Origin of the sequence: Winogradskyella alexanderae, from assembly GCF_020166335.1 — a bacterium.
GTDB classification, from domain to species: Bacteria; Bacteroidota; Bacteroidia; order Flavobacteriales; family Flavobacteriaceae; genus Winogradskyella; species Winogradskyella alexanderae.
This window is the reverse complement of sequence record NZ_JAIUJR010000009.1, coordinates 91,490-106,421: the sequence shown is the minus strand read 5'-3', so window position 1 is coordinate 106,421 and position 14,932 is coordinate 91,490. Positions and strand designations below refer to the sequence as shown.

Genomic DNA, 14,932 nt, shown 5'->3' with positions numbered 1-14,932 from the left:
TAAATATCTTGTCTCATGAAAAATTACACAAACGCCTTAATTTTCGCAATTGCTATTGTAATATCATCAATATTTCTTGGTAAGGCCTATAAAGATAGAGCTAAGACTGACGGTGAAATCAGTGTAACAGGATTGGGTAAGGCAGATTTTTCATCAGATCTTATTGTTTGGGAAGGAAGTTTTGGTGCTCAGAACAAAGACTTAAAACAAGCCTTTGAACTTTTAGAAAATTACAAGGCCATCATAACAAAATATCTCGTTAACAAAGGAATTAATGCTGAAGATTTGATCTATAGTGCTGTAAAAACAAATCAACGAAATAAACAGCTCTATTCTTCAAATGGTAATTACATCGGCGAAGAATTTGTTGGATATGAACTGAGGCAATCCGTTCAAATTGAATCTAAAGATGTTGACAAGATCGAAAAGATATCTCGAGAAATAACTGAACTGCTTAACCAAGGTGTCCAGTTTTATTCAGAGTCACCGAGATATTATTACACAAAATTGGCAGATCTAAAAATTGAAATGATATCAAAAGCCACTGAAGATGCTAGGCTTAGAGCAGAAAAAATTTCACAGTTTTCAGGTGGTGATTTAGGTAAGCTTGTCTCCGCAAAAATGGGAATATTCCAAATAACAGGTCAAAATTCAAAGGAAGATTATTCTTGGGGTGGAACATTTAATACAAGTTCAAGAGAAAAAACGGCATCTATTACAATGCGTTTAGTGTATGAAGTCGATTAGATCATATTTGGAAACGCAACCATTAATCTGTTTAATGTTTCCTCATAAATTGCCTCATATTTTGGCACTACTTTGTGTATGTCAAACTTTTTAGACTGCACTTTAGCATTGGCTTTAAACGTGCTTAATGTGGCTGAATTCCTCAGAATTTGTAGCGCATTACGGGTCATATCCTCAACGGCATTGACATCACTTAAATAACCTGAAAACCCATCTTCATTTACTTCTGGCAAACCACCTGTATTTGTTGATATTACCGGTACACCACTTGCCATAGCTTCCAATGCTGCCAAACCAAAACTTTCAGTTTGCGATGGCAACAAGAAAAGGTCACTAAAACATAATATTCGGTCTATTTCATTACTATTTCCGAAGAATATTACCTTGTCTGAAATACCCAGTTCTTCAACCATAATTTCAGCGCCTTCTTTTTCAGGGCCCTCACCTACCATCATAAGTTTTGCTGGTATTTCCTTTTGAATGTTATAGAAAATCTTAATAACATCAGGAATTTGTTTCACTTCCCGAAAATTACTGATATGTGTAATAATCCGTTCGTGATCTTCTGCCATCATAGCGCGTTGGCAATCGGTAAAGTTGTTAACGTGACGATCTAAATCTATAAAGTTAGGAACAACGTTTATATCTTTCTTAATATTAAACAATCTCAAGGTATCCTCCTTTAAACTTTCAGAAACCGAAGTCACAGCGTCAGATTTATTAATGCTAAATGCTACGGCAGGCTTGTAGAATGGATGACTGCCTACCAAAGTAATATCTGTTCCGTGCAGCGTAGTTACAATTGGAACTAGTATACCTTCATCCAATAGCATTTGTTGGGCCATATATGCGGCATAGGCATGAGGTATGGCATAATGTACATGTAAAAGTTGAATACCATGCAGTTTAACCATATCAACCAACTTACTAGATAGGGCCAATTCATAAGGCTGGTAATGAAACAAGGGGTATTCTGGTACATGAACTTCATGAAAGTGCACATTGTTGCTCAATAATTCTAAACGAACAGGCTGGCTATAAGTTATAAAATGAATCTCATGACCTCTGCGCGAAAGTTCAAGTCCTAATTCTGTAGCCACGACTCCACTACCGCCAAAAGTAGGATAACAAACAATACCAATTTTCATGTAAATTTTATTACGATGGTTGACCTTTAAAAGGTCGAAGTTATTTAAAATACTTACAATCTGTAGTATTTTTAACTAATAATTAAAAGGATCAATCAATAATAGCTTCGTAAATAAGACGTTGTATTTCTGTTCTAACGTTTTCCCTAAGTAAAAGATTTTTCCCAGCCTCAGGATAGGTTCTGTTTGCCAAGAACACGTAAATAATTTCTTCTTCTGGATCTGCCCAGGCATAGGTGCCTGTAAAACCGGAATGTCCAAAACTGGTCATAGATATACATCCGCAAGTAGGACCTTCTTCCCCAAGTTGTGGTTTATCAAAGCCCACGCCTCTTCTGTTATCGGCTTCACAAAAATAACAAGTATTAAATTTATCTATGGTTTCGCGTTTTAAATAGCGTTTGCCACCATAAAATCCCTTCTGTAAAAACATTTGCATTATTTTGGCAACATCATTGGCATTACTAAAAACACCTGCGTGTCCTCCTATGCCACCTTGCATGGCTGCGCCCATATCATGTACATAACCATGAACTTTTTTATATCTAAAATAATCGTCTACTTCTGTAGGCACAATGTCTTTTAAACTAAACTTATCTCTTGGATTGTATGTAGTGTAATTAGCTCCCAAAGATTTATAGAAACGATCTTCTGTTATTTCGTTCATAGGCTTGTCATAAAACCCTTCAAGATATTCCTTCAAAATGTAATATGGCAAATCGCTGTATCTGTAGCGCAAACTAGATAGCAAATCGCTGTCTCGTATAATTCCTTGAATAGAATCCTTATAGTCATTTCGTAAAAACAGTGTATTTGTAACTTCAATATCAAAGCCCCTACTTCTACTTTTTCTGTAATACTTGGCGTCTGGTTTATTTGTAACAGAATCTAATGTTGCGTAGTAAAAGGGTATCCAAGGTTTTAGCTGTGCATAATGTGAAAGCATTTTCTTCAGTGTAATATCCTCCTTGTTGGTACCACGGTACTCAAGCATTAAATCACTTAATTTCGAATCTAAAGAAACAGCACCTTTTTCTTCAATTTCCATTAAAACTGGCAATGTTGCCAATATTTTGGTTAATGAGGCAACATCATAGATATCATCAAAATCAACCTTGTTTTTTTTTGCGTAAGTATGGTAACCAAAATTCTTGTTATAAATGACCTTGCCTCTTCGTGCTACCAATAATTGAATTCCTGGTGTCATTTTATTATTAATGGCATAATTAGAGACCGAATCCAATTTCTTAAGTAATTCTGAATCCATTCCTACATGCTCTGGCAAACCATAGCTTAAATTTGATATTGAGTTAAACCCAATGCCTGTTTCAACCGGGAAAAATTGCCCTGCACTTACTGGCAATTTTCCTTTTGCAGCAATTGCACCAAATATGAGTTGGGCCGATTTCTGCTGCGCAATTTCACTGTTTTGATAACTCATTATTATACCTTCGATATTATCTATTGATAAAAGATCATTCAAGGCATAGGGTCTGGCAAAAATATCAAGGATTACCGTATTGTTGCGCGCAATCTCGTATAACCAAGCGAGTTCTTTTTGTTTAAATCTAAAATCTTTCCATGGATTATCGTTAGACTTATGGAAACCAACAATTACGGTATTATAATTTTGTAGTTTAGCCATAAGGCCATCCAATTTATCATCTTCGATTTTGTGGACTCTTGTATATTTTTTTAGTTCGTTATAAAACGGCGTACCATCGTTATCACCGAGGGCTACATATGCTATATTCCGTGTTTCTAAATCACGGAGAGGTAGTATAGATTTATTACTTTTTACAACAGTTAAGGCATTTTCCATCAAGGATTCATACAATACATCATCTTTTAATCTGACTAAATCCTTTTTTAAATTGATTAGTTCAACAGGCTTGTAGTTGTTTAGACCAACCTTATATTTGGCCATTAATATTTTTTTGACCGAATGTGCTAATCGGTCTTCAGTAATTATACCTTCTTCGTAAGCGTCATGAAATTTTTCAATACCATACACGGGATTTTCAGACATTAACATAACATCATTACCCGCTAAAAAAGCCATTAAATCTATTTTACCACCAGTATTTGTGGAACTCATATTAATGCCATCAATGTCTTTGGCAATATAGTCTGCCGCACCTTTCATTGTTAGCGCATCAGTAAAAATTAGCCCTTTAAAACCTAATTTATCTTTAAGGATATCCGTAACAATGTATTTGGATAATGAAGAAGGGAACCCTTTTCTTTTTTCCAAACTAGGTACATTTAAATGTGCAACCATAACACTAGACAAACCTTCATTTATAAGTTTCCTATATGGATAAAGCTCAACAGAATCAATTCGCTGTTCACTAAATGAAACAGTAGGTAATGTTTTATGGCTATCGTCTTCGGTGTCACCATGCCCAGGGAAATGCTTTGCATTTGCTAATACACCGGCACTTTGCATACCTTTCATAAAGGCCAATCCCTTCTTTGTAACATTATCCCGATCTTCTCCAAACGATCGGTTTCCAATAATGGGGTTTTTAGGATTTGTATTAATATCTACCACAGGAGCAAAATTAAAGTGAACTCCTAAACGCCTACAATGTTCCCCTACCTGTCTACCAGTTTGCTCGATTAGTTTATTATCTGAAATCGCTCCTAGGGTCATATTCCAAGGAAAAGCATATGTAGAATCTAAGCGCATGCTTAGACCCCACTCTGCGTCCATACCAATTAGTAATGGAATCTTTGAAACCGCTTGAAGCTTATTATTCAATTTTGCCTGACGCATTGGACCGCCTTTAGAATAGATAATGCCACCTATTCCGTATTCGTTAACAAGCCTAAAGTTCTTTATATTATCAGATGCATTTGCAGAAGACATTACTTGAATCATAAATAATTGACCTATCTTTTCTTTTGTTGTAAGCGAAGCATAAACACTATCTACCCACCTATTTTGTTCAACAATATCAGAGGCTAAAAGGGGGTCTACAGGATTATTTTGAGCAACTAAAAATTGTAAAAACAAACAAAAGAATATAAGGGCAAATTTTCGCATGTGATAAAATTCTATTCGGATTAATTTATAACGAATACTATGCCAAAATAATATAATTAGAACTAAGAATAAAGTGTTTAAGATTCTTTTATAAACTGTATAGTTAACAGTCGTTAGAAAGGTAAATTAGCCTATCAAGTCTATATGCCTATCATGATATCCTAATAGATAAAGTATACCATCTAGGCCGATGCTCGAAATGGAATTCTGTGCATTATCCTTAACCTTTGGTTTGGCATGAAATGCAATTCCCAATCCAGCTAGATCTAACATTGGTAAATCATTGGCTCCGTCTCCAACAGCAATAGTTTGGCTAATATCAATTCCCATCTTATTTGCTAAAAGTTGAAGGTATTCTGCTTTCTTTTGCCCATTTACAATATCGCCGATATAGCCACCAGTTAATTTGCCATCCTTAATTTCAAGCTCATTGGCATAAACATAATCTATATCGAGTTTTTTCTGAAGATAATGACCAAAATAGGTAAAGCCTCCAGAAAGTATAGCCGTTTTAAAACCATAGCTATGCAATGTGTCTACCAATCTTCGAGCGCCTTTAGTTATTGGTAAACGCTCAGCAACCTCCTTTAAAACATCCTCGCTTAAACCTTCAAGTAATTTCATTCGTCGTTTAAAGCTTTCGTTAAAATCAATTTCGCCTTGCATAGCAGATTCCGTAATGGCCTTTACCTGTTCACCAACACCCGCTAGCTCTGCAAGTTCGTCAATAACTTCTGTCTGGATTAATGTTGAATCCATATCAAAGCAGACCAACCGACGATTTCGTCTAAAGATGTTATCTTCTTGAAAGGCGATGTCTACATCCAGTTCATGAGAAATATCCATGAATTTCTGCGTGAATTCACTTTTATTATCAATTTTTCCTCTTACAGAAAGTTGTATTGAAGCTCTTGGATACTCCTCTTCTCTTACTAAGGAGATGCGACCCGTTAAACGCTTTATCGCATCTATGTTGAGGTTTTTTTCAGAAATAACTTTCGTTACTTCCGATATTTGCTCTGCTGCAAGTTTTTCGCCTAATATAGTTATGATGTAACGGTCTTTTCCCTGTAAATTTACCCAGCTTTCATAATCTTCTTGCGTTATGGGCGTAAATTTTGCTTGAATCCCAAGCTCATACGCTTTAAATAACAAGTCCTTAAGTACAGCGGCAGATTTTTTTCCAGAACTAATTTCAAACAAAATTCCTAGTGAGAGTGTATCATGAATATTGGCCTGACCAATATCTAAAATCTTTGCACCATAATTTGCTAATACACCCGTAAGTCCAGATGTTAACCCAGGTTTATCCTGACCAGAAATATTAATTAAGAAAATGTCTGTAGCCACTATTAAATATTATTGATTTGGTCGTCTGTAAAAATGGCCATTCTAATTGAAAAATAAAAATAATATGGCTTTAGAAAATGAAAAGATTTCTGAGTATCAATAAATAGTGTCAATTCAAAAATCGACTGTGCCAGCTCTCGCTTGCAGGTACCTCCCAATTTTCCTTAAATTCAGCAATATTTGTTACCAGGTTGTTAAATACAATGGTTTTTTTACCAATTGCTCGCTCCTTAGCCATCTTTTTAAAATCCACGAGTGATTTATATGCCACAAACTCCCCTTGCTTGTAGGAAACGTTCATTTTGTCCATTAAATCAACATTATATTTGTTTTCTAAATCCTGTATAAACCGAACTGAGGCATCGATTGAACATCCTGTTGCTATATTCAAGCTTTGGTTTAAAGCTATTACTATAAAACGCTTATAAACAATTTTATAGCCTGATTCCAAATCCTTTCCGTGCGCAGTCCAGTTTTTAATAAAAGTGTCGAGACGTGATTTAATTTCCTCTATCTCGTCTTCAGTAAAACTTCTGTTTGATTGGTATATCCAAACACGAGATTCGTCTGGTAATGTATCGAAATCTACAAGCATTTTAAATTTTTATGTGGCATCAAATAAACGTGTAGTCAACTCTTAAAGTTGCTCTATTTTAGTGATCACCTTTTTAATAATATACTGACGTTCACTTAAATCAAAGTATTCTTCTTCTTTAAATGTGACCTTATAGGATTTTCCAAAGTTAGATTTCTTAAGCAGCTCATAGCCTTCAAACTCTTGAGTAATTAGGAATATGTGATTTTTATCAAAATCATCCTTGGTTTCAATATAAGAGATAGCGTCGTTGCGCATTGAAATGAGTTCTACTTCAATGGACAAATTGCTTTCAACATCGCGACTGCCTTCCATATCATCCTCATCATCTATAAACCCTACGAGCTCCTCCGAAGAAAAAATAGACATAAAATCATCAACACAAATAGTTGCCATGACCATACCAACTTCTTCACCTATTTTCTCAAAATCTGTGGTTTTCTGTTTGCTGAAATATTTTGATTTTGATTTGTGTTCGTTATAGCTTGTTATCAAGCAAAGGCCAAGAGCCATCTGCTTTTGTTCCATTGAATCCGATGGATCTATTTTCTTCTTTTGAATACATTCGCATGTATCATTGGCCATAAGTTCAAGAACTTCTTCTTTAGACTTATTTTGGGCAAAAATTAGGTTAAAGCCAACTAAAGCAATTAAGGTAAAAGTGATTTTTTTCATTTATGCAATCTATGAATTTGCAATTACTTCGGCAATATCCAATACTGATATTTCGCCTTCTTTTTCTTTAAATTTCACACCATCCATCATCATCGTTTTACAATAAGGACAACCAGTTGCGATAATTTCAGGCTTAGTTTCTAACGCATCTTCTGTTCTCAAAATATTAATATCCATATTGCCTTTTTCTGGTTCTTTGAACATTTGCGCACCACCTGCACCACAGCACAGTGCAGTAGATTTATGTCGCTTCATCTCAACCAATGTGGCATTCGTCTTTTTAAGCACATCTCTAGGTGCTTCGTATTCACTGTTAGCTCTGCCCAAATAGCACGGGTCATGAAACGTAATGCGTTTTCCTTTATAGGTATTGCCTTCCAGTGTTAATCGTCCTTTGGACATTAATTCTTTTATATATTGAGTATGGTGAATAACATCATAGATGCCACCAAGACCTGGATACTCATTTTTGAGGCAGTTAAACGAATGTGGATCACAGGTTACGATACGCTTTATACCATAGCCGTTTAAGACTTCTATATTCATCATGGCCTGCATTTGAAATAAAAATTCATTTCCTGCACGTTTGGCAACATCACCTGTATTGCTCTCTTCACTACCTAAAACCGCAAAATCTACATTGGCTTTATTTAGAATTTTCACAAAAGCCTTTGTTATTTTCTTAGCTCTATCGTCATAGCTACCTGCAGAACCAACCCAGAACAATATTTCTGGTTCTTTGCCTTCGGCCATAAATTCTGCCATAGTTGGTACTCTCAGTTTCTCACTCATTACATTAATCTAATTTGTCTTATTATTTTTTGGTGCCGAAATAACCGCTAGAAAACCACCTCCAGCACCAATTATTGCACCACTTATTAAAAATCTATTGTCGTTGCCCTTCAACAATATCATTGCTACAATTCCGATTGCAACAAGAATTAGACCGAGAATAAATAGATTTTTCCTATTCATAGAATTTATTTGATTTAAACCTATAAAAATTTCTAAACTTCATTTGCCCAATTTAAACGGTCTTGTTGATTATATGGCCAAGGTGCGCCGTTGTTTTCAATATTTGACATCATATTGTTCAGTTCCATTGGTGCAGCACTTTGTTCCATTACCAAATAACGTCTCATATCCAATATTATTGATAATGGGTTAATACTTACCGGACACTCTTCTACACAAGCATTGCAAGTTGTACAGGCCCACAACTCTTCGTTGGTGATATAATCGCCAAGTAATTGCTTGCCATCGTCTTTGAATTCTCCACCGTTAGCATCAATATTCTTTCCAACCTCCTCAAGTCGGTCACGCGTATCCATCATTATTTTACGTGGTGATAGTTTTTTTCCTGTAAGATTTGCGGGACATGCAGACGTACAACGACCACACTCCGTACATGTATAGGCGTTTAATAGTTGAATCTGGTTTAAATCCATCACATCACTCGCACCAAACTTTGCTGGCTCCTCTTCTACATCTCCTTCAGCAGGTGCAGCAAATGGATCTGCATTAGGATCCATCATTAGCTTAACTTCATTTGTTACTGTCTCTAGATTATTGAATTTCCCTTTAACTTCTACACTGCCATAGTAGGTATTAGGAAAAGCCAAAAGGATATGCAAATGCTTAGAGAAGTAGAGGTAATTTAAAAACACTAGTATTCCTAAAATGTGCAACCACCAAGCAGTACGCTCGATCGTATAAAGCGCCGATGGCGATAATCCCTCAAACCACGGTGCAATAAATTGCGATACAACATTACCAGACCCTAATTCTTGAAATTGTGTATCTGTTGCGTTCATAACTAAAAACAAACACATTAAAACAACTTCGAAGTAAAGAATTATATTACCGTCGTTCTTGGGCCATCCTTTCATCTCAGCACTTAAAAACCGCTTTACGTTGATAATATTTCTTCTGAGCCAAAATACTGCTACTGCAACTAAAACAAGTACTGCTAGAATTTCAAAAGATCCAATTAAAAATCCATAAACAGAAGGTGGTAGGACCTCTAATCCTATACGATGCGTTCCAAATAGTCCATCGATGATTATTTCTAGAACTTCAATATTAATTATAACAAATCCAATATAAACTACAACATGCATTATACCAGCAATGGGACGTTTAACCATTTTGCTCTGCCCAAGGGCAATCATGGCCATATTCTTCCAACGTTGTGCTTTACTATCACTAGCATCTACTTCTCGTCCAAGTTTAATATTTCGGATTAGTTTTTTAACGTTTCGTGTAAAATAACCTACTCCTAACATTAAGGCGATTGCAAAAATTATATTTGGGATATATTCCATAACGTATTTTAAGGTCTAATTTTTTTGTTCTTTTGCTGGTGCTTGATAGGGTATTTCCTTTTTTGATAATATGCGTCTATATCTTGCAGGATGTAATTTAATGTCCAATAGTAGAAGTTCCATTTCTTTAGAAGCCGCCTCTAGATTATTGTAGAGTGAATCATCGTTAAGTAACTTTCCAATTGTACCTTCATTGTTGTCTATTGCAGATAGCATTTCTTGTGCATTAACAAGTGTCTTGTTCAGATTATCAATCGTTTCGGTCAATCCAGCTTCCTTAATTTCCTTGGAAAGCTCGCTTAGATCCTTGCTGGTTTTATCAAAATTATCTAAAACAGAAGCAATTTTTTCATCATTCGTTGCAATCACTTCCTGAATGCTATTGGATAAATTCTTGAAAGACTTTAAAGTTTCATTGAGTTCCGCAATAGTCTTTTTTAAACTCCCTGCACTTTCATCGACAACCATTGCGTTTATGCTCGTCATTAAAGTATCTGCAGATCTTATGGCGCTATCTAAATCTGTACTTATTCCTGAAAAATTATTCTTTAATGTTGTTACTAATCCTGGTTGCACTTCTGAAGGTATATAATCACCTGGTTTGGCTATGTCCTTATCATTAGCCCTTATAATAGCGAGCGCATTTCCTCCCATTAGTCCAGTCTCATATAATCTAATTGTACTATTTTTTGAAAATTCCAGTTGTGGGTTTACAGAGAAAGAGACTCTAGTCTTTCCTGTTTCAAAGTCATAACGTATATCTTCAATTTTGCCTACTTTATTTCCACGTATGGTCACAGGAGAAGACATACTCAGCGCATTATAATCAAACTCCGTATAATAAGTTTGTTTATCGGTAAATAAGTCTTCGCCTTTTAAATATGAAAATAGATATATAAAGAGTGCTATTCCGGAAAGTACTAGAACAGCCGTTTTGATTTCTCTTGAGATTTTCAATGGCCTTGAATTTGATTGAAAACAAAATTAAAAATATTTTTATTAATAATGTTTCTATTTAGTGGCTATTTAAGGACCTCTGAAAGTGGTATTTGCTTCCCATTTTTAAAAGCAACAATAAAGCTAGAAGCGTAACCTTTTGTTCTGGCTTCTTGTAATAAGGTTTCTGCCTCCGTAAAGTTGGAAGTACTCCCGTAGTAATATTTGTATAGATTACCTACTTTGTTCTTGGAAATACTAGACAAACCATTAAAATTATAGGATCTCGTAGCCAAATTTTTTGAACTAGCAGCAATTTGTATTTTAAATGTTACGCCTTCGTAAATATTATCAAAGTCATTCAAAGATTCTGTTCCTATGGGATCTAATCCTGTAATTCTTGATCCAATATTTTGATCCAATTCTTTTTTATAAGATAGAATTGCATCTTTAATTGCTTTTGCCATTGCGGACTGACCACTTCTTGAATTTAAATAGGCACCTTCATTTTTATTAGTTAAAAAACCAACCTCAACAAGAACACTTGGCATATAAGTGTTTCTAATTACAAGTAAACTCGCCTGTTTTAAACCCCTGCTTTTTCGTTTTGCTTTACCCATGAAATTGTCTTCTATCTTGCGAGCCAAAACTATACTTTGTTCTACATATACCTCTTGCTCTATACCGATAGCGATTGTTGATTCTGGTGAACTCGGATCAAAACCAGCATAGTTCTCTTCGTAATTATCCTCAAGAAAAATAACTTCGTTTTCTCGCTTTGCTACTTCGAAATTACGGCCAGTATTTTTCTCCCCTAAAACAAAAGTTTCTGTACCGTAAGCCTGCGAGCTGTGTGCATTACAATGAATTGAAACAAATAAATCAGCATCTGCTTTGTTGGCGATATTAGCGCGTTCATAAAGCTCAACAAACACATCCTTTTTGCGTGTGTATATAACCTCAATAGCTTCATTTGCTTCCAGTGCCTTACCAACTTCTAGTGCAATTTTTAATGCTATATCCTTTTCCTTATGACCATTGCCTAAATTACCTGGATCTCCTCCTCCATGACCAGCATCAATAACTACAACAAATTTATCTGTTTGTGACACTAAAGTATTTGTCGCTGTTAAATATGTGATAAATGTAAGTAGTAGTGATAATAAGATGTATCTACCTTTCGTTTGCATATGAGATTTAACGATTTTGTGTCTTAGTTATTACACGTTTTATCAGAGTATGTAAAGATTTATAAACTTTATAACTTTAATAAATAATCACAAAAAAATATCTGTACTTTTGGCGATTCAAAAACCGAGCCATACTTTTACAAAAATACATTTAAAAGGATTGCGTACAAACAGCCTACACATACTTTTTACCTTGAGTTTTACAGTGTTTATCAACACTTTAGGATTTGCGCAAGAATTACCAAAAAAAAATACATCCATTCCTCCTAAACAGCTAAAAGATACAGTTATTGTCGGAGTGGATTCAATGTTAAGTAAACCAATAAATACAAAAGAAATTGATTCTACCCAACAAGACTCAGTTAAAAAAGATGAGTTCTTAAAAGATGTAGTCACTTATAAAGCGACGGATTACGTAGCTGTTAATCAGAAGAAACAAAAAATATACCTGTTCAACGAAGCCGTTGTTCAGTATGAGGACATGGAGATTAAGGCTGGAATAATCGAAATAGATTACAGCAAAAATTTGGTATATGCCGGAAGGTTAAAAGATTCGACAGGTTATTCCCAAAAACCAGTATTTACTCAAGGTGCAAATGTAATTGAGCCCGATTCCATCATTTTCAATACCGATACAAGAAGAGCTTTAATTTTTAATTCTGTCACAGAGCAAAGTGGTGGAACCGTTATTGCAGAGCGAACAAAACGTGAAAACGATTCGGTATACTTCATAGGTCGAGGCAAGTTTACAACCTCCGAGAATATAGATGATCCTGAATACTACATCTTAATGAACAGGGCTAAGATAGTTCCTAACAAAAAGATTGTCACTGGCATGAGTCAAATGTACATTTATGATGTACCAACTCCTATTGCTATCCCGTTTGCTTATTTTCCTATGTCTAAAAAACAGACCTCAGGTATCATTTTTCCTTCTTTTGGAGAAGATACAGGTAATGATAGAGGTTATTTCTTACAAAATGGTGGATACTATTTCGCAATTAGTGATTATGTAGATCTAGCAGTATTAGGCGATTATTATACTAATGGAAGTTATGGCCTTAGAATTGAGAACAACTATGCTGTTCGTTATAAATTCAGAGGAAACCTAAGCTTTAGATATGAAAACCTACTCAACAGTGAACGTGGTTTTCCTGATTTTGCTCAAAACACAATTTATAACCTTAGATGGTCTCACAGTCAAGACGCAAAGGCAAACCCAAATTCAAGATTTTCTGCATCTGTTAACCTAGGAAGTAGCCAATATTACCAGCGCTCTATAAATCAATTAAACCAAGCTAACTTTTTAAATAACACACTGGCCTCTTCTGTTTCTTATTCAAAAACATTTCAAGGCGAACCACAAGTAAATTTAAATGTAACTGCCACGCATTCGCAAAACACAAACACTGAGTCTATAAATCTGACTTTACCGACCGTTCAAGCCTCGATGAGCAGAGTTTTTCCATTTGCTCCAAAAACTGGTGCAAAAAAAGGTGCTATCCAAAATATAAACTTTCAAGTTAATACTAGAGGTGAATATAGAATTAACACAACAGATTCACTGTTTGGTAAGAGCGAAATGTTTGATGATGCCATTGCAGGAATGCGCCACAGTATTCCGCTAACCACCAACTTCAAAGTGTTTAATCACTTCAGCGTAAGTGCAAGTGCAAATTTAGAGGAAACTTGGACCTTAAAAACAATCCGTAGGTTCTACGATCCAGTCTTAGAACAAGTTGTTACCCAAGATGTTAATGGATTTGATCGATTTTTAACTTACAATTTTAGTTCTAGTATAGGAACAACCTTGTACGGTATGTATAATTTTCAGAAAGAAGGAAAAGACCCAAAGATTCAGGCGATAAGACATGTTATGAGGCCTTCCATTTCTTATAATGTCACACCTGCTTTTGATCAATATTTTGATACTTATGAAGTTCCGTCTGAGGTAATTGATGCAGATGGTACGACACTAGAGGAATATACCAGGTTTGAGAATTCAATCTTTGGAAGACCTAGCAATAATTTTTCAAGTAGTTTAGGGATCACTGTTGGCAACAATTTCGAAGCTAAAGTGAGAGACAGGGATTCAACCAAAACTGAACCCAAGAAAATTTTTCTGCTTAATAACCTAAATTTTGGTACTGCTTACAATTTGGCGGCAGATTCCTTAAACTGGAGTCCTGTTAGAGTTACAGGTGGAACACAGATTTTGGACAAAAAAATGAATATCAATTTTGGTATGACTTTAGATCCCTACGCCTTAGACAGCAACAATAATAAAATTAGCACCTTTAATATTGACAATGGTGGCAGCTTATTTAGACTGACATCTGCTAATTTGAACATAAGCTATGCCCTTTCAAATGACAGTTTTGGAGGTGGCGAGGACGAAGAAGACAGCGCTTCTTCAAGGGAGGCTGCACGTTCTGGTGGACGAACCGATGGCCTATTTGGTAAAACTCAGGATTTTGCCGATAAACGCCTATCCGATGATGACAAGAACTCAGATGAGGAGAATGAAAACAATGAGTTTTACAATTACAAAATGCCATGGTCATTGAGACTTGCCTATGCAGTAAACTATAGCAATACGAGACGACAAAATCAAATCTCATCACATTCACTCATGTTTTCTGGTGATATTGAATTATCGCCAAGATGGTCTGTTGGCGCTTCATCTGGGTATGACTTTTTGAACAAAGGATTTACTTTTACACAGTTGCGTTTTGAAAGGGACTTGTTAAGCTGGCGAATGAACTTTACTTGGGTACCTTTTAGTAATCGATCTTCATGGAATTTCTTTATTGGTATAAAGTCTAACCTACTCAAAGATTTAAAGTACGACCAAAGACGCCAACCAGATCAACAGCTTTAAAAGTTTAAGTTTAAAACATTCCTATTTTCTTAAATTG

The 14,932-nt window shown here is 35.4% G+C and carries 12 protein-coding genes; 2 read left to right on the top strand and 10 right to left on the bottom strand.

Annotation, left to right across the window (positions count from 1 at the left end):
• The first annotated feature begins 15 nt into the window (after positions 1-15).
• The gene (locus LBU54_RS13085; RefSeq protein WP_224530616.1) at positions 16-747 is read left to right on the top strand and encodes an SIMPL domain-containing protein; all 732 of its coding nucleotides are present in this window, start codon (positions 16-18) and stop codon (positions 745-747) included.
• Here the strand turns inward: LBU54_RS13085 and bshA are convergent.
• The 10 genes from bshA to LBU54_RS13035 form a co-directional block, all read right to left on the bottom strand.
• On the bottom strand, positions 744-1,895 hold the full coding sequence (gene bshA / locus LBU54_RS13080) for an N-acetyl-alpha-D-glucosaminyl L-malate synthase BshA (protein WP_224530615.1): 1,152 nt from the start codon (positions 1,893-1,895) through the stop codon (positions 744-746). The two genes, LBU54_RS13085 and bshA, sit on opposite strands and share 4 nt — an antisense overlap.
• A gap of 91 nt (positions 1,896-1,986) precedes the next feature.
• Positions 1,987-4,944 carry a glycoside hydrolase family 3 N-terminal domain-containing protein gene (locus LBU54_RS13075; protein WP_224530612.1) on the bottom strand — a complete coding sequence of 986 codons (2,958 nt, stop codon included), beginning with the start codon at positions 4,942-4,944 and terminating at the stop codon, positions 1,987-1,989.
• A 126-nt stretch (positions 4,945-5,070) separates the two neighbouring features.
• The gene (serB, locus tag LBU54_RS13070; protein WP_224530610.1) at positions 5,071-6,294 is read right to left on the bottom strand and encodes a phosphoserine phosphatase SerB; all 1,224 of its coding nucleotides are present in this window, start codon (positions 6,292-6,294) and stop codon (positions 5,071-5,073) included.
• 109 nt (positions 6,295-6,403) lie between these two features.
• Complete coding sequence (locus LBU54_RS13065) at positions 6,404-6,889, bottom strand: ABC transporter ATPase (protein ID WP_224530607.1); 486 nt, start codon at positions 6,887-6,889, stop codon at positions 6,404-6,406.
• Between the two features lie 42 nt (positions 6,890-6,931).
• Entirely contained in the window at positions 6,932-7,564 is a 633-nt protein-coding gene (locus LBU54_RS13060; protein ID WP_224530604.1) for a hypothetical protein, read from the bottom strand.
• A 9-nt stretch (positions 7,565-7,573) separates the two neighbouring features.
• Positions 7,574-8,356 carry a (Fe-S)-binding protein gene (locus LBU54_RS13055; RefSeq protein WP_224530601.1) on the bottom strand — a complete coding sequence of 261 codons (783 nt, stop codon included), beginning with the start codon at positions 8,354-8,356 and terminating at the stop codon, positions 7,574-7,576.
• 9 nt (positions 8,357-8,365) lie between these two features.
• Positions 8,366-8,539, bottom strand: coding sequence for a hypothetical protein (locus LBU54_RS13050; RefSeq protein WP_224530598.1), 174 nt, complete (start codon positions 8,537-8,539; stop codon positions 8,366-8,368).
• A gap of 32 nt (positions 8,540-8,571) precedes the next feature.
• Positions 8,572-9,888: a (Fe-S)-binding protein gene (locus LBU54_RS13045; RefSeq protein WP_224530595.1), complete on the bottom strand. Its 1,317-nt coding sequence runs from the start codon at positions 9,886-9,888 to the stop codon at positions 8,572-8,574.
• A 15-nt stretch (positions 9,889-9,903) separates the two neighbouring features.
• Complete coding sequence (locus LBU54_RS13040) at positions 9,904-10,845, bottom strand: MlaD family protein (protein ID WP_224530593.1); 942 nt, start codon at positions 10,843-10,845, stop codon at positions 9,904-9,906.
• A 65-nt stretch (positions 10,846-10,910) separates the two neighbouring features.
• Positions 10,911-12,014: an N-acetylmuramoyl-L-alanine amidase gene (locus tag LBU54_RS13035; protein WP_224530589.1), complete on the bottom strand. Its 1,104-nt coding sequence runs from the start codon at positions 12,012-12,014 to the stop codon at positions 10,911-10,913.
• Between the two features lie 109 nt (positions 12,015-12,123).
• Here LBU54_RS13035 and LBU54_RS13030 point away from each other — a divergent pair, with 109 nt between their 5' ends.
• The gene (locus LBU54_RS13030) at positions 12,124-14,895 is read left to right on the top strand and encodes a putative LPS assembly protein LptD (RefSeq protein WP_224530586.1); all 2,772 of its coding nucleotides are present in this window, start codon (positions 12,124-12,126) and stop codon (positions 14,893-14,895) included.
• Positions 14,896-14,932: the final 37 nt, after the last annotated feature.